We start from the raw sequence: 17,856 nt of genomic DNA on the forward strand, positions 1-17,856 counted from the left end.
AGCCGGATCACGCCTGCCTGAGCAGGGCCGGTTCCGCCGACACCGGACGCACCGCACCGGACTCACGGCGCCGCGGCGGATGTCCCCGCGACGGCCGGGCCGGGTCCACGACCATCCGGCAGGGGCGGCAGGGGCGGCAGGGGCGGCAGGGGCAGCACAGGCGGCCCCCATGGACGCTTCGAACAGGTAGGGCGGGGGACCCGCTCCTGCGCGTGCGGGGCCCGCCCGGATGGGGGAAGCTGGGTTTAGCCGCACCGCCGACAGCGGGACAGAAGGGCGAGGAGGGCCTCGTGGAAACCTCAGAAGACGGCCGGCTCATTCGTGCACCCCGGTCCTGGTTCCGGTCCAGGGTGCGGACCGCCACCATTCTGTGTGCGGCGGCGGCTCTTGCCGCGGCCGCCGTCCCGGCCTCCGCGCAGAGCCCCCGGGCCGTAGCGGCTCCGGCCGAGCCCCTCGTGGTCGTCGACTGCTTCTCGCAGTCCCAGGTACGTCCCGAGGAGTACTTGCTGGCCTGCGGGGACGGCAACAACCGTCTCGTCGGACTGACCTGGGACACCTGGGGGCCGAAGACCGCGACGGCCAAGGGCACCGACATGGTGAACGACTGCATTCCCTACTGCGCTGCGGGCCGCTTCCGGTCCTACCCGGTGACGGTGACCCTGAGCGCTCCGGAACCCTGGCCGGGCCACCCGGACGTCCAGCGCTTCAGCACGATCCGGCTCCTCTACACGGACACCGCACCGTCCCCGGTCCCGAAGGACGTCACGTACAAGCTCGTGTACTGATGCACTCACGGGACGCGGCGACCGGCTCCGGGTCTGTCGCCAGACGGGCGTGGAGCTCGACGTCGTAGCGGAGGCCGTCGTACGCGAGCTTCTGCCGCTGGCGTCCTTCCACGGCGAAGCCCGCGGCGTGAGCGACTCTGCACGAGCCGGGGTTGTTCACCCGGTGCCCCAGCTCAAGCCGGAACAGTTCGGCTTCGTGGAACGCCCAGCGAGCGAGAGCCCGGCAGGCCTGAGAAGCCACGCCACGCCCCCGGGCGGCAGCCGTCGTCCAGTAGGAGACCCAGCCGACCGAGTGCCGCCGGTTCACCGCGCCGACCGACACCTGGCCGAGCACCGTGTCGGCGCCGTCGACGACGGAGAAGGCGAAGGCGGAGCCTGCCTCCCACTCGGCGGTACGCTCCGCGATCCACTCCCGCGCATCTTCCGGTGAACCGATGGGACGGCCGGTCTGCTCGCGCATGAGGGGATCCGCGAACGCGGCCGTCACCGGCGCCGCGTCGCGCACGGCCCATCTCCGCAGCACCAAACCCGAGGCAATTTCCACACGTTCGCGCATGCAGTGAGTGTTCCTCCCCGCCTGCCGCCCTGTCATCCCGTTTCCCGGACCCCCACGCCGAACGGTCGGATGGACGCACGCGTATGCGGGTGAGCTCTTCGGCTATGTCGCGTCTCGTGCCGTTGGATTTGACTGTGGTCATGACGAAGACGACGAAGAACGAGAACGACACGCAGACCACCGACCCGACCACGCACGCGAACGCGCACCACGCCGACGCCGGTATCACCCTGGTGATCGGAGGTACCGGCAAGACCGGCCGGAAGGTTGCCGAGAGGCTCACGGCCCAGGGCCGCCTCGTCAGGGTCGGATCTCGCCGTGGCGAGCCGCCTTTCGACTGGAACGAACCCGCGACCTGGCTTCCCGCGCTCGAAGGCGTGGACCGGGTGTACGTGACGTACTACCCCGATCTCGCCTTCCCGGGGGCTTCCGTGCGGGTTGCGGCCTTCGCGGAGGTGGCGGTGGCGGCCGGGGCCCGGCGCCTGGTGCTGCTGTCGGGGCGTGGTGAGGAGGCGGCGCGGACCAGTGAGGAGTGGCTGAAGGCTTCCGGCGCGGACTGGACGATCGTCCGGTCGAGTTGGTTCAACCAGAACTTCGACCAGAGCTTCTTCCTCGACTCCGTTCGGGCGGGCGAGATCGTGCTGCCGACGGCGGACGCGGTCGAGGCGTTCGTCGACACCGGAGACATAGCCGACGTGGTGGTGGCCGCGCTGACCGATGACCGGCACATCGGACAGACGTACGAGCTGTCGGGGCCGCGCCTGCTGGGTTTCGAGGACGTGGCCGCCGAGCTCTCGAAGGCGACCGGCCGTGAGATCGCCTATGCGCCGGTCCCGATGGAGGACTATCGTGCGGTGCTGCGTGAGAACGGGCTGCCGGAGGAGTTCGCCGAGCTGTTCACCCTGATCCTGGACGGGCGCAATGCGCACCTCGTGCACGGGGTCGAGGAGGTGCTGGGGCGGCCGCCCCGGGATTTCTCGGACTTCGCCCGGGAGGCGGCGGCCACCGGTGTCTGGGACGTCGAGGCCCTCTGATGCGGACCGGCCACGCCCGCGCCCGGGTTGGTGCCGGGGTGTTGTTCCGACGTGGGGAGGATGTGCGTATGGACATGCTGGCCGGTCTTCTCGCGGGCCCGCAGGCCCGGGGCGCGTTCCTGCTGAAGTCGGTGCTCAACCCTCCGTGGTCGGTGCGGATCGAGGACCGTGCCCCGCTGTCGGTGGTGACCATGGTGCAGGGCTCTGCCTGGCTGCTGCCCGACGACGAGGGCGCCGAGCCGGTACGGATCGGCCCCGGGGACGTGGCCGTCGTACGGGGGCCCGCGCCCTACACCGTCGCGAACCTGCCGGACACCCCCGTCGAGATCACGGTGGGGCCCGACCAGCGGTGCAGTACGCAGGAGGGCGAGGACGTCTCGGATTCGATGGCGCTCGGTGTGCGGACATGGGGCGCCGACCGCCCCGGCGCAGGGGCGGCGGTGATGCTGAGCGGCACCTACCAGGCGCCGGGCGAGGTCGGCGGCAGGCTGCTGAGCGCGCTGCCCACGATCCTGGTGAGGCCGGCCGGCACCGCCGACTCCACCCTGATCACACTCCTCGCCTCGGAGATCTCCAGCGAGGAGCCGGGCCAGGAGGTGGTCCTGGACCGGCTGTTGGACCTGCTGCTGATCGGGGTGTTGCGGGCGTGGCTCGCGGCACCCGGGTCCGGCGCCCCGGGCTGGTTCCGGGCACAGGGCGATCCAGTGGTCGGACCGGCGCTGCGGCTGCTGCACGAGAGCCCGGCGCACGGGTGGACCGTGGAGGAGCTGGCCCTGAAGGTGGGCGTCTCCCGGGCGTCGCTGGCGCGCCGGTTCACGGAGGTCGTCGGCGAGCCGCCCGTCGGCTATCTGACGGGCTGGCGCCTGACGCTGGCGGCCGATCTCCTGCGTGAACCGGATGCCACGGTGGAGATGGTGGCCCGCAAGGTCGGCTACAGCAGTGCCTTCGCCCTGTCCGCCGCCTTCAAGCGGGTCCGCGGGGTCAGCCCGCGGGAGTTCCGCTCAGGGACGACGTCGCCGGGTACGGCGATGGCGCAGGGTCCGCGCGGCACGGTCGTGCTCGGCCAGGCCGTTTCCTGAGGCGAGCCCGCGAAGACCGATCCCCGAGGACCGATCCCCCGAGGGCCGAGCCCCCGAAGAGCCGGATTGCGGGACGGCCCTCAGGTGCCGTCCGGGATGAGGGAGAGCCTGGCGACGCGTTCGGCGCCGCTGAGTTCGCCGGTGGGGCGGAAGCCGAGGCCGAGGTAGAAGGGCTCGGGGCTGTTCGTACCGGTGTCCCAGCTGACGTAGGCGTGGGCGATGCCGCGGGCGCGGATTTCTTCCGTCGCCGCCTGGACGGCGAAGCGGCCGTAGCCCCTGCCCTGGTGACGGGCGTCGATGTTGAGGCGCCAGATGCCGCTGCGCCGGTCGTTCGGGTCGGCGGCCGGGTCCCAGACGACGTCGTGGAAGGCCATGACGAAGCCGACGATCTCGTCGCCGTCGACGATGGCCCGGGGCCAGGCCGTCGCGGTGTGCACGTACGCCTCGGCGAGGGACTTCACCACGGGGGAGACCAGATGGGCCTGGTCGGGGCGGACCTGTATCGCGCAGACCGCGTCGAAGTTGTCGCCGGTGACGGGCTCCAGGCGCAGCGGGCCGGGTGCGGGGGAGTTCAGGGCTGGCATGAACCCAGCGTATCCCCGGCTCCGACGCTCCCCGGAAACAGGCGGCAGTGGCTAAAGATTCACCCAAGGGGTCATCGAAACCCGGCGGAATATCGAACAAGTGATGTCACGATCGGGCGTTCGTGTTCAGAACGCGTCGCACCGCACTGCATCGCACCGTGCTGTATTGACTGTTGGAAGAGGACGAGAGCCGAATGACCATCAACCCGACGCCGAACGATCCGACCCGGCCGCCGGCCTCGCCGGCGACACCGGGCCGGCCGCAGAGCACCCGGATCGCCGCCACCCTGATCACACTGTCCACCGTTCTGGTGGGTCTGATGGCCGGGCTGTTCTTCGCCTTCGACGTTTCGGTGATGCCGGGCCTGGCGGCCGGTGACGAGCAGACGTACGTCACCGCGATGCGCGCCTTCAACAAGGCCATCGACGGCAACCCGCTCTTCGGCTCGGTGTTCCTGCTGGCCCTGGTGGCGGCCGTCGCCTCGGCGGTCGTGGAGTACCGCGGCGGCCGCCGCGCCACCGCCCTGTGGGTGGGGGCGGCCGCGGTCGCGTACCTCGTCGTCCTCGTGATCACCTTCGGCGTGAACATCCCGCTCAACAACGAGCTCGCCGACGCGGGCGCGGTCGAGCAGATGACGGACTTCTCGATCGTCGAGCGGTTCAGGACCACCTGGGTCACGACGAACATCGTCCGCACCCTGCTCTGCACCGCGGCCCTCACCGCGCTCGCCCGCGCGTCGCTGCTCCACGGCCGCGCCACGCGCTGATCGCACCGGGCGCATCCGCCGGGGATTCCCTTCGCCGGGGAGGGGAATCCCCGGTCAGGCGGCGTGGGAGGCGATGATCCGCGCACACTCCAGGGATTCGGTGTGCGCGGTGTTCACCTCAAGGTCGTACGTGACTCCCCGGTGCACGGCGTCCGCCTGCGCTGCGGCCATTCCCCGGACCCGGTCCCCTCGCGCGATCTCACGGCCCGCGGCCACCGCACTGTCGCACCGCACCCCGACCCACAGGACCGGCACGTCGCCCAGCGCCTTCCGCCACCGCTGCTGGGACGCCGCCCCACCGAGGAACACGTCGTCGACGACGATCCGCGCGCCCGCACGGGCCATCGCCACGATCCCCTCCGTCCAGGCCGCCTCCAGCGCCCGGAACGTCGCCCCGACGCTCACCGTGCCGTCCGCCGCGATCTCGATGCCCTCCTGCGCCGTCTGCATCGCGGCGGGCAGGGCGTCGACGAACGCATCGCACCCGAACGACAGCCACGGGTCCGGCAGCACGGCCTGCAGACACCGTACGATCCCGGACTTCCCCGAGCTGGAACCACCGTTGAGAATGATCATCTGAGTCACCGCGCCACAGTAGGCCGCTTCCCGTCCGGCACGGAACGGTTTCGGCGGACACCGATCCGCCCCGCGAAAACCGGGTGCGGCCGCCCGTACGGCCTTGGGATCATGTTCGAATGGTCCACCGACTCGACCCCCTGGTCCTCCGGCACACCCACCGCATCCCCCGCCCCACGGGACCCGTCGGGGAAGGCGCCGTCGCGGCGCAGCAGTTCGACGCCGCGCTGATGTCCGTGGGCTTCAAGCTCTCGGGACAGCTGCTCGCACACCTGTCGGGACTGTCGCAGGGGGCGGTCGTCGACACCGCCGTACGGACGCTGGGCACCGTCCGCGAGATGGTCGGCGACCACGTCCGGCACAACGTGTACTTCATCGACTTCCCGGCCCATGTGCCGGACACCTTCGACTTCTGGATGCGGTGCATAGCCGAGGCGCTCGCCGACGACGACACGCGCGCGAGCGCGCTGGAGCAGCTGAGCACCGGCGTCGTGAACCTGCTCACGCTCCCCTCGTACGGGAACTACCGGCACACCTACGCCGAGATGCTGACCCACCACGACGAGCTGATCGCCGCGGCGGGCGACCGCATGACGGTCCTGCACCTCGGCGCCGCCCCGGACGACGAACTCACCTCCCTCTACCTGGCCTTGGCGGGCAGCACCACGCCCCTGGGCGAGGACGGCCTGCGGGACCTGCGCGAACTCGCCCGTCACTGCGCGGACGGACCGCAGCCCGAGGAGATCCCCGTACGGGAGAACCGGGCCGTGGTCAACGAGGCCCGGCTGAAGGCCGGAGCGAGCCTGCTGCTGGACACGGTCACCGACGTGCTCCGCCTCGCCTGCGCGCTCGCCGGCGGTGACGTCGGTCTGCAGGAGCCGACGCGGCTGCGCGGGATCTCCCGTGCGGCGCGCCGGGCGCTGCTCGCGGGCCTCGACGCGGTCGTCGGCTCCGCGCCCGCAAAGCTCGCCGACGTGCACGCGCACCGCGAGATGTGGAAGCGGCTCGGCGAGCGGCTGCACCCGCACGAGTACCCGCAGTGGCCGCACGCGGCCGACGTGTTCGCCGTCGCCCGCGGCGAGAAGGCGGCGCGCTCCCTCGACAGCCGGGTGGAGGAACTGCACGCCCGGCTCGATCCCACCGGCGCGGCCGAGCTGCTGAAGGCCGCGCCCGGCAAGCTGCTGCGCTCCCTGGACCGGCTGCTGCGCTCCGCCCACACGCAGGACGAGCGCGACGCGGTCGTGGCCGCCGCCGAGCAGGTCGTCCCCGGCGTCTCCGGCCGGGTCCTGCTGTCGGTACGCCAGCACCTGCACAACCGCGCGGAGGAGACCGGCGAGCAGCGGGTGTTCGTCAACCGTGCCGGCCGGGCCTGGGTCACCGAGGACACCCGCCCTCCGGTGTTCGCGCCCGAACGCAAGCGGATCATCGCCGCGATCGACGCGGAGCTGCGCCGCCGGGTGCCCGCGGCGGACCACCTGCTGATCGACCCGGACGTCCTGGACGTGGCGCTGCCGCTCAGCGGCAAGGCGACCGCGTCCGGGCTCGGTGTGCTGCCGCGCGGCTCGGTGTCCCCGGTCGACGGAGAACTGCTGCGCTTCTTCGTGTACTGGAAGCAGACCGCGCGCAGCACCGACTTCGACCTGTCGGCGGCCCTGCTGGACACCGACTACTCGACCATCTCCTGGCTGTCGTACACCAACCTGAGCGAGATCGGGGGCAAGCATTCCGGTGACATCACGGACGCGGTCGACGGGGCCTCGGAGTTCATCGACCTACGGCTGGACGCGGTCCGCGCCTCCTGCATCGTCCCGCAGGTCAACATCTACTCAGGGGAAGGCTTCGAGGAGGTCGAGGAGTCGTTCTTCGGGTTCATGCTGCGCGGGGCCGAGCAGAACGGACGACCCTTCGAGCCGCGCACGGTGCGCATGAAGTCGGATCTGCGCGGTCCGGGCCGGGTCGCCCTGCCGCTGGTGTTCCTGCGCGGGTCCGACGGCCGGTGGCGCGCCAAGTGGCTGCACCTGTGCCTGACGGGGTCTCCGTCGTACAACCGGGTCGAGGACAACCGGGTGACGGTCGCGACGCTGATGCGGGCCGTCGTCGAGCGCGAGCAGCTCACCGTCCGCTATCTGGTCGAGCTGATGACCGGCAGCGCGACGACCGTCACCGTGTGGGACGGGAAGACCGTTCCGGCGGGTCCCGTCACCTACATCGGCCTGGAGCGGCCCGAGAAGCTGCACCCGGCGTCGCGGATCGTCACCCCGGAAAATCTGCGTGACCTGATCCCCGCCTGACTGTTAACGTAGCCGTGGCGAGGCCATGAAGGGGCTTCCTTCTCAACACTCCTAAAATAGCCTCTTCGCTTTCCTCGCCACCGACTTGAGACCTCCGGCCGTCCCGCACCACGCGGGACGGCCGGAGGCTTTTCTGTGTCGGACGCCGGACGCCGGACGCCGGACGCCGGACGCCGGACGCCGGGCCGGCCGGACCGCCGGGCAGGCCGGCTCAGCTCAGCTCAGCCCGGCTCAGCTCAGGAAGTCGGCGACCAGCTCGCCGAAGGCCTCCGGGGTCAGGACCTCGACACCCAGCTCGGCGGCCTTGACCGCCTTCGAGCTGGGCTTGCCGCCCGCCGAGGGCGCGGAGACCAGGATGGTGGTCTTGGCGCTGACGCTGCTGCCGGCACGCCCGCCCGCCTTCTCGATCAGTGCGTTCATCGCGTCCCGGCCCTGGCCTTCGAGCGCTCCGGTCATCTTCCCGGTCACCACCACGACCTTCCCGGCCAGCGGACCCGAGCCCTGCGCCGCCGCCTCGTCCCGCGGCTCGCTCATGCTGACGCCCGCCGCGGCGAGCTTGTCGATGACCGGCGCCAGGGCGGCGATCTGCTCGACGATCACCGGGGCCTTCTCCGGGCCGATGCCGTCCACGGCCTGCATGGCGAGGGCATCGGCCCGGCGGACGGCGTCCATCGTGCCGAAGTGCCGGGCGATCCGGCGGGAGATGCTGCGCCCGGTGCCCAGGATGCCCAGCGCGCAGACGACACGGCTCAGCGGCCGGGCCTTCGCCGCCGCGATCTGCTCGGTGAGCTTCGCGGCCCGCTTGGCGCTGCCGGAAGCGGTGGTGAGCTGCTCCGGGGACAGGGTGAACAGGTCGGCGACGTCCGTGACGTCACCCGCGTCGACCAGGGCCTTGACGTACGTCCTGCCCAGCCCGTCGATGTCGAGCATCTCGCGCCCGGCGGCGTACTCGATGAGGGCCGGCAGGGCGCAGGCCGCGCCCTGCGCGCAGCGCCACCGCTCCTGCGTCTTGTCGATCTCCCCACCGCAGTTGGGGCACGTCTCGGGCAGGGGTACCTCCGTCGCTCCGGCCGGGCGCAGCGGCACCACGGCGGCCTGGACCCGCGGGATGATGTCGCCCGCCTTGTAGACCGTCACCGTGTCGCCCAGGTGGAGATCGCGGCGCCGGATGTCGGCCGGGTTGTGGAGGGTGGCCCGGGTGACCGTGGACCCGTCGATCAGGACCGGGGCGAGTACGGCGGTCGGGGCGAGCACCCCGGTCCGGCCTACCTCCCACACCACGTCCTCCAGCACGGTCTGCCGCTCGACGGCCGGGAGCTTGAAGGCGACGGCGAAGTAGGGGAACCGGCTGCCCAGTCCAGCCGCTTCCTGCTCGGCCGAGTCGTTGACCTTGATCACGACACCGTCGATCCCGAACGGCAGCCCCGCGCGCAGGGCGGCGATCTCGTCCACCCGCTGCTGGGCCTCGGCGAGGGTGGCGACCACGTGCAGCCCGACCGGGGTGTCCGCGGTCGTTCGGACTCCGGCCCGGGCGACCGCGGCCAGGGTCTCGGCGTGCGTGGCTCCGGCGGGCAGGAACGATTCTCCGTCCAGTTCGACCGCGCCGTACGTCCAGAACGTCATCATCAGCCGGTACGGGCGGTCCTTGGCCCGCAGCGTGCCGGCCGTGCCGTTGCGCGGGTTGGCGAAGACCTGCGCGCCGTGCGCGGTGCGGACCGCGTTCGCCGCCTCGAACTGCTCCTGGGTGAACAGCACCTCTCCGCGCACCTCGAAGGTGGCCGGCACCGGCAGCCGCTCGGGCAGGCCCTCTATCTGCCCGATGACATGGCTGATGTCCTCACCGGTGCTGCCGTCGCCCCGCGTGATGATCTGCACCAGCCGCCCGGCCCGGTAGCGGGCCGCGACGGCCGCGCCGTCCAGCTTCGGCTCGACGGTGAACCCGCAGACCGGTGCCGTGCCCAGCCGCCGCTGCAGGGAATCGCCCCACGACAGCAGGCCGTCGGGGTTGAAGACGTTGTCCAGGCTGAGCAGCCGGGTGGTGTGCGCGACATCGCCGGCCGGGGCGGCGCCGTCGCCGACCTGCCCGGTGGGGGAGTCCGCGGCGGCCTCGTCGGGGTGCTCCGTCTCCCACGCCAGCACGGCGAGCCGGAGCCGGTCGTAGGTGGCATCGTCCATCGGGCTGTCGCCGTCGGCGTAGTACGCCCCCGACGCGTCGCGCAGGCGCCCGAGCGCGGCCTCGTACGCGGAGCGGCCGGACATGCTGGACAGCGCCTGATCGGCGGAAAGGTTCATCATGGAAGTGATCCTCTCGCGCACCACTGACAATCGCCCCGGCCCGCCCACCGCGGGCCCTTCCCGGCGGACGGCGGGCCGTCACGGCCCGCACGCCCACCGCGAGTTCACCCTCGTGCCGCGGGCTCGGCCGCCCTCGCCGCCGCCCTCGCCGCCGCCCTCGCCGCGGCGCCTGCCGCCGGCCGCTCCGCCCCTCCGGCCTCCTCCGTCCCGCCCGGCAGGTCCGCCGGGCCTGCGTGGACGGTCGGGCGCTCCGCCCAGAACGCCCCGGAGGCCGCGCGCCGCGCGAGCATCACCAGCAGCCCCACAAGGCTTAGGCCGAGGGCGATGACCAGCGGCGGGCCGAGGTCGAACCAGGACGTCCCACCGGAGGAGTTGGCGGGGTCCGCCATGTCGACGACCGCCTCGGCGAGCAGCCAGATCAGCATCCCCGCACCGATGAGGGGGCCGGCCCCGATGAACAGGAACTCGCGCACCCCCGCGGTCAGCAGGCGCCGGTGGTAGACCGCGCACGCGATACCGGTGAGGGCGTAGTAGAAGGCGATCAGCAGCGACAGGGCCGTCAGGGAGTCGGCGAGCGCGTTCTCGCTGACCTGGTGGATGAACAGGTACCAGACCGTGGCCGTGCCGGCGACCCACCAGGTGCCGACGGCGGGGGTGCGGTACCGGCCGTGGATCAGACCGAACCGGCGGGGGAGGGCCTGCCTGCGCGCCATGGACAGCGCGGTGCGGGAGGCCGGGATGATCGTCGTCTGGGTCGAGGCGAGCGCCGAGGTGGCGACGGCGAGGAGGACGATCCAGTCCCAGCCGCCGAGGGCCTCGCGGGCCAGGGAGGCGAAGACGGCCTCCTCGTCGTCGGCGTGCGCGGTGAGATAGCCGGTGCCGGCGTACGCGACCACCGCGAAGGCCACGGAGACATAGGTGGCCAGGAGGACCACCGTCGACCAGATGCCGGCCCGGCCCGGGGCGGAGGAGGAATCCTTCGTCTCCTCGGTGAGGTTGACGGCCGACTCCCAGCCCCAGTAGACGAAGACACCGAGGAGCAGCCCGCCGGTCAGCGCCGTGCTCCCGGCTCCGAACGGGTCGAGCCAGCCGACCGACGGACGCAGCGCGTCGAGGGAGCCGGTACCGGCGTAGACCCGGTACAGGGCGACGGCCGCGAAGACGAACAGGCACACGGTCTGCAGCAGCACCAGGACGTTCTGCAGACGAGCCGCCGCCTGGGTGTCCCGGACGCACAGCGCCGCCATCGTCACGATCACGAGCACGGTCAGTGCCTGGCGGATCGGCGAGTTCCCGGACCAGCCGTCCAGACCGACGGCCAGCAGGCCGAAATTGACGGCGACGTCGGCGAGCGAGCCGACCACCAGGACCCCGGTCATGGTGATCGCCCAGCCGCCCAGCCAGCCGGTCGTGGGCCCCAGCGCACGCGTCACCCACGAAAAGGTCGTGCCGCAGTCGGGGTCGGCCCGGTTCAGGTAGTAGAAAGCGGAAGCGATGAGCACCATCGGAACGAACGACGCGAGCATCACCCCGGGGGCGTGGACGCCGACCAGGGCGACGATCGGCCCGATCACGGCGGCCAGGGAGTACGCCGGCGAGGTCGCGTTCAGCCCGATGGCGAGGGCGTCGACGAACCCGATCGCGTTCGGTCTGAGCGTGGCGGTGGCGGCAGGCGTCCGCGCGGTGTCTTCGACCATGGTCCCTCACTGGTGCACGGTGAACGGGGCGTTGATGCGATGAGGAAACCGGTGCTCCGCACAGAGGGTCAATGGTGTTGGCATAACCCTGCCCGGAAGGTCGGGTCAGCCGCGCCCGGCAGCGCCCCCGCCCCCGGCGCCCGTCGCGTCCGCGAGCTGCCTCTCGGCGCTGTCCAGCAGCATCTCCAGCGCGACCGGGTACGCGCTGTGGGGCATCCGGGCGGCCAGCAGCCCCGCGGTGGCCGCGATGTTCGGGTAGGCGTCGGCCGGCAGCCGGGCGTACGTCGACTCCCACCGCTCCTCGTCCGACTCGCGCGCCTTCTCCGTCAGCGCGAGCGGCCCCGCGTCGAGCGCCGCGAAGGCCAGGGCCTGGTCGATGTAGGCGTGGTAGATCCGTACGGCGTCCACGTCCGCGAAGCCCGCGCCGCGCAGGCTGCCGAGGATCGCCTCGTCGGCCGCGATCTCGCGCGGCCGGCCGCTCACCCGGCTCGCGGTGAGCAGCGCGGCCTGCGGGTGGGCGAGGTAGGCGCCGTGGATGCGCAGCCCCAGTGAGCGCAGGTCGTCGCGCCACCGCCCGGTGGGGACCCAGCCGTCGAGCGCCCGGCCGATCAGCTCCTCGCCGATGGCCAGGGTCAGACCGTCCATGCCGTCGAAGTACCGGTACAGCGTGCTGGGGTCCGCCCCCAGAGCGGCGCCCAGCCGCCGGGCGGACAGACCCGCGCTCCCGTGCTCGCGCACCATCCGCAGGGCCGTCTCGACGATCAGCCGCTCGGAGAGCACCGTCCCCTGCCGGGTCGGGCGCCGCCGTCTGCGGGCCTCCTCCGGGACCACGTCCTTCGCCATCGCCCGCCTCCGTCCAGCCTTATGCCAACACCATTGACCTTAACTCGGACGGAACGGTTCCATCAGCCCCTGAGGCGCACGCCTCACAGAGAAAGGACCTCGCCATGCGTGTTCTGCTTGTGGGTGCCGGCGGTGTCGGGAGCGCGATCACCAAGATCGCCGCCCGCCGCGACTTCTTCGACCACTTCGTCGTCGCCGACTACGACCTGGCCCGCGCCGAGGCCGCCGTCGCGGCCCTGGGCGGCGAAGAGCAGCGGTTCAGCGCCTGCCGGGTCGACGCCTCCGACGAGGCGGCGGTCAGCCGGCTGCTCACCGAGCGAGGATGCGACGTCCTCATGAACGCCACCGACCCGCGCTTCGTGATGCCCCTGTTCAACGCCGCGCTCGCGGCGGGCAGCCACTACCTCGACATGGCCATGTCCCTCTCCCGGCCCCACCCCGACCACCCGCACAGCGAATGCGGGGTGAAGCTCGGCGACGAGCAGTTCGAACGGGCCGGGGAGTGGGAGAAGTCGGGCCGCCTCGCCCTCGTCGGCATGGGCGTCGAGCCCGGACTCTCGGACGTCTTCGCCCGCTACGCCGCCGACCACCTCTTCGACGACATCGAGGAGATCGGCATCCGCGACGGAGCGAACCTGGCCGTCGAGGGCTACGACTTCGCCCCGTCCTTCAACATCTGGACGACGATCGAGGAGTGCCTGAACCCTCCCGTGGTCTACGAGCGCGAGCGCGGCTGGTTCACCACCGAACCGTTCAGCGAGCCGGAGGTCTTCGACTTCCCGGAGGGCATCGGCCCCGTCGAGTGCGTCAACGTCGAACACGAGGAGGTCCTCCTCGTCCCGCGCTGGGTCGGCGCCCGCCGGGTCACCTTCAAGTACGGCCTCGGCGACGACTTCATCGGCAAGCTCAAGACCCTCCACGCCCTCGGCCTGGACTCCACCGCCCGGGTCGCGGTCCGCGGCGAGGACGGCAGCGAGGTCCGGGTCTCGCCCCGCGACGTGGTCGCCGCCTGCCTGCCCGACCCGGCGACGCTCGGGGACCGCATGACCGGAAAGACCTGCGCCGGCACCTGGGTCAAGGGCACCAAGGACGGCCTGCCCCGCGAGGTCTACCTCTACCACGTGGTCGACAACCAGTGGTCCATGCGCGAGTACGGCTCCCAGGCCGTCGTCTGGCAGACCGCCGTCAACCCGGTGGTGGCCCTCGAACTCCTGGCCACCGGCGTCTGGTCGCAGCCCGGCGTCCTCGGCCCCGAGGCCCTGCCGCCGCTCCCCTTCCTCGACCTGCTCACCGCGTACGGCTCCCCGTGGGGTATGCGGGAACAAGGCGAGACCCCGGGCAACTGACCGTCCGGCGCACCGGAGGGGCAGCGCCGAAGCCGACGCGCCGCCCCTCCGGCGGCCGCGCCGAGAGGCGCGACGCCACGCGCACCGAACCCTGCGCAGGCAGCCGCACCCCCTGTCGCATCCCGTTCGGGTCCGGATCCGCCGGCGTCGCCCGGAGCGGTGCCACAGCGACCTCGCCCGCCCCGCACCCGTGGACCACCCCCTGAACCCGACCGCCGCGCGTTCAGCGTCAAGGACGGCCGCGCCGTGCGCACTTCGTCGTGACGCATCCCCGGCTCCGCCGGAAGTGGCGGAACACTCCAAGATCGACTCGTGATCCTTGTCCCTGGTGGGGGCCACGGTCCGTGTCCGTCCTGTCGCAGACTTACGGGACGGGGTGGCCCGGCCGGCTGCCGCGTCCCCGGCCCGATCGACCCAAGGACTCCATCGTGAGCGAGCGCGTTCTCACCCCCCGCAACCGGGGCTTTCTCTTCCTCGACTCCCACCCGGCGGGCTGCGAGCGGCTGGTGGCCGACATGTGGCAGGCCTGCCCCGACCCTGCCGGCCCTCCGGACGAGGCCGGGCCGGTGGCTCTGATCATCGGCTCCTCGGCCGGATACGGCCTGGCCGCCACAGTCGCCGGACTCAAGCGCGCCGGCATCCGCGGCATCATGGTCTCCTTCGAGAAGGCCCCCACCGAACGGCGCACCGCCACGGCCGGCTGGTACCGCACCGCCGCCACCGCCGACATCGCCCGTACCGCCGGGCGGGATCTGGTCTTCCTCAACGGCGACGCGTTCTCCGACACGATGAAGAACGAGGTGGCCGACCTCATCGAGCAGCGTTTCGGCGGCAGGCTGGACTACCTCATCTACTCGGTCGCCGCGCCCCGGCGCACCGACCCGGACACCGGCACCACGTACGCCTCCGTCCTCAAGCCGATCGGCCGGGCGAACCGCACCAAGACCCTTGTCTTCGACGACCAGGGCGTTCCCGCGGTGCGCGAGGTCGAGACCGGGCCGGCCGAGGGAGATGACGTCGAGCAGACCGTGGCCGTGATGGGCGGCGCGGACTGGGAACGCTGGATCGACCACCTGGCCGGCCGGGGACTGCTCGGCGAGGGCTTCGCCACCGCCGCGCTGTCGTACATCGGATCGCCTCTGACAGCGGCGATCTACCGGCAGGGCACCATCGGCGTGGCCAAGGCCCACCTGGAAGCCACCGCCCGCACCCTGAACGAGCGGCTCGGCACCACGCTGGGCGGGCGGGCCGTGACCTCCGTCAACGGCGCCGCCGTCACCCAGTCCTCCACCGCCATCCCCGGCATCGCCCTGTACACCGGCCTGCTGCGCGGAGTCCTCGGACCGGACCTGATGCCGCCCGTGCGTCAGCTCGCCGCCCTGTGGGACCAGCTCACCGGTGTCGCTCCGCTCACCCTGGATGAAGAAGGCCGCGTCCGCCTGGACACCTGGGAACTCACCGACGAGGTCCAGGCGGCCGTCGCCGAGCGCTGGGAGGCCGCCACGAGCGACACCATCGCCGCTCTCGCCGACCTCGACTGGTTTCACGCCGAGGTCCGACGCCTGTACGGATTCTCCGTGCCGGGCGTCGACTACAGCGCCCCGGTGGCGACCCGGGTTCCCTGGCCCGTTCCCACCTCCTGATCCCGGCGCGGCCCCGCCGCCGGTCTCTCGACCGGCAGCGGGGCCCGCGGCCTTTGACGGTAGGAATGTGGTCACTTCACCGAGCCCGCCATCACCCCCTGGACGAAGTGCCGCTGGAAGGCGAAGAAGACGATCAGCGGGACCACCAGGGACAGGAACGCCCCGGGCGCGAGGACGCCGATGTTGCTCCCGAACTGCCGCATCTGGGACTGCAGCGCGACCGTGAGCGGCTGGGACCCGCTGTCCGCGAAGAGCAGCGCCACGAGCATGTCGTTCCAGACCCACAGGAACTGGAAGATGGCCAGGCTCGCGATCGCCGGGCGGCCGAGCGGCAGCACCAGCCGGGAGAAGATCCGCCATTCGCTGCCGCCGTCCATCCGGGCGGCCTCCAGCATCTCGCGCGGTATCCCGGCGAAGTAGTTGCGCAGCAGGAAGATCGCGAACGGCAGGCCGTAGGCGACGTGGAAGAGGACGACGCCCGCGACCGTGCCGAACAGCCCCACCGCACCGAAGAGTTTGGCCACGGGCAGCAGCCCGATCTGTACGGGGACCACCAGCAGTCCGACGACCACCAGGAAGACGGCGTCCCGGCCGGGGAACTCCAGCCACGCGAAGGCGTATCCGGCGAGTGCCGCGATGGCGACCACCAGGATGGTGGTCGGCACGGAGATCAGGACGGTGTTCCCGAACGCCGCCGCGATACCGGAGTCCTGCAGCAGGGCGCCGTAGTTGTCCAGGGACAGCTGGGACGGGTCGCTGAGCGCGGTCCACCAGCCGCCGGAGGCGTTGTCGCCCTCGGAGCGCATGGAGGAGATGAGCAGGCCCGCCAGCGGGGTGATCCACACCAGGGCGACCAGGATCAGCGCGCCCTGGACGAGGGAGTTGCTCAGCAGGCGCGACAGCCGCTTCCCGCGCCGGCGCCCGGGTCCGCGTACGGGCCCCTGCGCCGGCGGGCCGGGGACGGGGCGGACCGCCGCAGTCCGCCGGGACGGCCGGCGCTCGATGGTGCCGTGGCCGCTCATGCTCCACTCCTTCGGAAGCGCCGGATGTTGAAGATCATCGCCGGGACGACGAGCAGGAGGAGCACCACGCTGAGCGCGCTGCCGAGCCCCTGGTCGTTGCCGCCGCCGAAGGAGACCAGCCACATGCGGGTGGCGAGCACGTTGGCCTCCTCCTGGACCGGTCCGGGCGCGATGATGTAGACGAGGTCGAAGACCTTCATCACGTTGATCACCAGGGTCACGAAGACGACGGTGAGCACCGGTGCGAGCAGCGGTACGGTGATCTTGCGGAAGATCTGGCCCTCGGAGGCACCGTCCATCCGCGCGGCCTCCAGGGCGTCCCGCGGGATGGCCGCGAGGCCGGCGCCGATCAGGACCATGGCGAAGCCGGTCCACACCCACAGGTAGGCGCCGATGATGGCCGGTGTGACCAGCGCCGGACCGAGCCAGTTCACCCCCTGGTACGGGGCCGCGAAGTTGGCCGCGGGCAGCCGGACCGTGTACGGGCCGTCGGCCAGCCCGGTGAAGCGGAACGACCCGTCCTCGGCCGTGACCGCGGTGGCGGCCACCCGGCCGTCCCGTACGGCCTCGACCGTCATGCCGGGCAGCCCGTTCTCGCCCGGGTCGATGCGGCCCGGGGTGCCGGCGCCGCCGGGGGCGAAGTCCAGGTAGACGACACCCCCGATGCTGTCCGGCCGGGGCTCCGCGGGGGCCGCGGCCTTCGCTCCGGCCGGCATCGCGCCGGGTGCCACCCCGAGGAAGCCGAGACCGACCGAGCGGCTGGGAAGAACGGCCTCCTCGGTGCTGTACGGGCCGCCCGGCCCGCCGGTCAGGCCCTGGCCCTCCCGGGCACGGGCCGTCGGATAGGCGGCGGTGTCCACGAAGCTGTCGTGGACACCGGTGACGGCGGCGTTGAGCACGCCCCGGGCCGGGTCCTGGTCGTAGGCGAGCCGGAAGATGATGCCCGCGGCGAGGAACGACACGGCCATCGGCAGGAAGAGCACGAGCTTGAAGGCGGTCGCCCAGCGCACCTTCTCGGTGAGTACGGCGAGCATCAGCCCGAGGCCGGTCAGCAGGGTCGGAGCGACGACGACCCAGAGCGCACTGTTGCGGATGGCCTTGAGGGTGGCCTGGTCCTGCACGATCGCCGCGTAGTTGGCGGCTCCCACGAAGCGGTCGCCGTCGGCGTCGAAGAGGCTGCGGCCGAGGGAGAAGAGGACCGGGTAGACGACCAGCGCGCCGAGCAGCAGCAGGGCGGGCAGGACGAAGACGACCGCGAGGCGGCGTTTCCTGCGCTGGGCCCGGCGCCGCCCGTCGGCCGCGCCGCGGGCGGCGGTCATGGTGTCAGCCATGGGTGCC

Annotated in this window: 15 protein-coding genes; 7 read left to right on the plus strand and 8 right to left on the minus strand. The window is 72.0% G+C overall.

The genetic code is table 11. The features are described from left to right. Positions 1 to 290 precede the first annotated feature (290 nt). On the plus strand, positions 291 to 785 hold the full coding sequence (locus tag ACFY0D_RS06455) for a hypothetical protein (protein WP_390797266.1): 495 nt from the start codon (positions 291 to 293) through the stop codon (positions 783 to 785). Here ACFY0D_RS06455 and ACFY0D_RS06460 read toward each other — a convergent pair. Beyond that, positions 763 to 1,341 carry a GNAT family N-acetyltransferase gene (locus tag ACFY0D_RS06460; RefSeq protein ID WP_390797267.1) on the minus strand — a complete coding sequence of 193 codons (579 nt, stop codon included), beginning with the start codon at positions 1,339 to 1,341 and terminating at the stop codon, positions 763 to 765. The genes ACFY0D_RS06455 and ACFY0D_RS06460 overlap by 23 nt on opposite strands. A gap of 140 nt (positions 1,342 to 1,481) precedes the next feature. Between ACFY0D_RS06460 and ACFY0D_RS06465 the strand changes: the two genes are divergently transcribed. Together ACFY0D_RS06465 and ACFY0D_RS06470 are read left to right on the plus strand one after the other, a co-directional pair. After that, a complete protein-coding gene (locus tag ACFY0D_RS06465; RefSeq protein WP_390797268.1) occupies positions 1,482 to 2,375 on the plus strand; it encodes an NAD(P)H-binding protein in 894 nt (297 codons plus the stop codon). A gap of 68 nt (positions 2,376 to 2,443) precedes the next feature. Beyond that, positions 2,444 to 3,454 (plus strand): AraC family transcriptional regulator, encoded by a 1,011-nt coding sequence (locus ACFY0D_RS06470; RefSeq protein ID WP_390797269.1) that lies wholly within the window; start codon positions 2,444 to 2,446, stop codon positions 3,452 to 3,454. Positions 3,455 to 3,534: 80 nt separating this feature from the next. Here ACFY0D_RS06470 and ACFY0D_RS06475 read toward each other — a convergent pair whose 3' ends face one another. Continuing rightward, a complete protein-coding gene (locus ACFY0D_RS06475; protein WP_390797270.1) occupies positions 3,535 to 4,038 on the minus strand; it encodes a GNAT family N-acetyltransferase in 504 nt (167 codons plus the stop codon). Positions 4,039 to 4,232: 194 nt separating this feature from the next. Between ACFY0D_RS06475 and ACFY0D_RS06480 the strand changes: the two genes are divergently transcribed. Further along, complete coding sequence (locus ACFY0D_RS06480) at positions 4,233 to 4,805, plus strand: DUF1772 domain-containing protein (protein WP_390797271.1); 573 nt, start codon at positions 4,233 to 4,235, stop codon at positions 4,803 to 4,805. A 54-nt stretch (positions 4,806 to 4,859) separates the two neighbouring features. Here the strand turns inward: ACFY0D_RS06480 and cpt are convergent, their stop codons facing one another. After that, positions 4,860 to 5,381: a chloramphenicol phosphotransferase CPT gene (gene cpt, locus ACFY0D_RS06485; RefSeq protein WP_390797418.1), complete on the minus strand. Its 522-nt coding sequence runs from the start codon at positions 5,379 to 5,381 to the stop codon at positions 4,860 to 4,862. A 119-nt stretch (positions 5,382 to 5,500) separates the two neighbouring features. On the opposite strand from cpt, the gene ACFY0D_RS06490 reads away from it, so the two are divergent. Continuing rightward, the gene (locus tag ACFY0D_RS06490; protein ID WP_390797272.1) at positions 5,501 to 7,672 is read left to right on the plus strand and encodes a TerD family protein; all 2,172 of its coding nucleotides are present in this window, start codon (positions 5,501 to 5,503) and stop codon (positions 7,670 to 7,672) included. A 231-nt stretch (positions 7,673 to 7,903) separates the two neighbouring features. On the opposite strand, the gene ligA is transcribed toward ACFY0D_RS06490, so the two are convergent. The 3 genes from ligA to ACFY0D_RS06505 all read right to left on the minus strand — a co-directional run bounded on the left by ligA (position 7,904) and on the right by ACFY0D_RS06505 (position 12,507). Beyond that, positions 7,904 to 9,967 carry an NAD-dependent DNA ligase LigA gene (gene ligA / locus ACFY0D_RS06495; protein ID WP_390797273.1) on the minus strand — a complete coding sequence of 688 codons (2,064 nt, stop codon included), beginning with the start codon at positions 9,965 to 9,967 and terminating at the stop codon, positions 7,904 to 7,906. A 104-nt stretch (positions 9,968 to 10,071) separates the two neighbouring features. Next, a complete protein-coding gene (locus ACFY0D_RS06500; RefSeq protein WP_390797274.1) occupies positions 10,072 to 11,664 on the minus strand; it encodes an APC family permease in 1,593 nt (530 codons plus the stop codon). Positions 11,665 to 11,769: 105 nt separating this feature from the next. After that, complete coding sequence (locus ACFY0D_RS06505; RefSeq protein WP_390797275.1) at positions 11,770 to 12,507, minus strand: TetR/AcrR family transcriptional regulator; 738 nt, start codon at positions 12,505 to 12,507, stop codon at positions 11,770 to 11,772. A gap of 104 nt (positions 12,508 to 12,611) precedes the next feature. On the opposite strand from ACFY0D_RS06505, the gene ACFY0D_RS06510 reads away from it, so the two are divergent. Next, positions 12,612 to 13,853 carry a saccharopine dehydrogenase family protein gene (locus ACFY0D_RS06510; RefSeq protein WP_390797276.1) on the plus strand — a complete coding sequence of 414 codons (1,242 nt, stop codon included), beginning with the start codon at positions 12,612 to 12,614 and terminating at the stop codon, positions 13,851 to 13,853. Between the two features lie 428 nt (positions 13,854 to 14,281). Continuing rightward, positions 14,282 to 15,496 carry an enoyl-[acyl-carrier-protein] reductase FabV gene (gene fabV / locus ACFY0D_RS06515; RefSeq protein WP_390797277.1) on the plus strand — a complete coding sequence of 405 codons (1,215 nt, stop codon included), beginning with the start codon at positions 14,282 to 14,284 and terminating at the stop codon, positions 15,494 to 15,496. A gap of 71 nt (positions 15,497 to 15,567) precedes the next feature. Here the strand turns inward: fabV and ACFY0D_RS06520 are convergent, their stop codons facing one another. Then, positions 15,568 to 16,518 (minus strand): carbohydrate ABC transporter permease, encoded by a 951-nt coding sequence (locus ACFY0D_RS06520; RefSeq protein ID WP_390797278.1) that lies wholly within the window; start codon positions 16,516 to 16,518, stop codon positions 15,568 to 15,570. Beyond that, positions 16,515 to 17,849 (minus strand): ABC transporter permease subunit, encoded by a 1,335-nt coding sequence (locus tag ACFY0D_RS06525; protein ID WP_390797279.1) that lies wholly within the window; start codon positions 17,847 to 17,849, stop codon positions 16,515 to 16,517. Before ACFY0D_RS06525 ends, ACFY0D_RS06520 begins: the two co-directional genes overlap by 4 nt. Positions 17,850 to 17,856: the final 7 nt, after the last annotated feature.

Source organism: Streptomyces sp. NPDC001502 (assembly GCF_042894785.1).
In the GTDB taxonomy this organism is placed as follows: domain Bacteria; phylum Actinomycetota; class Actinomycetes; order Streptomycetales; family Streptomycetaceae; genus Streptomyces; species Streptomyces kutzneri.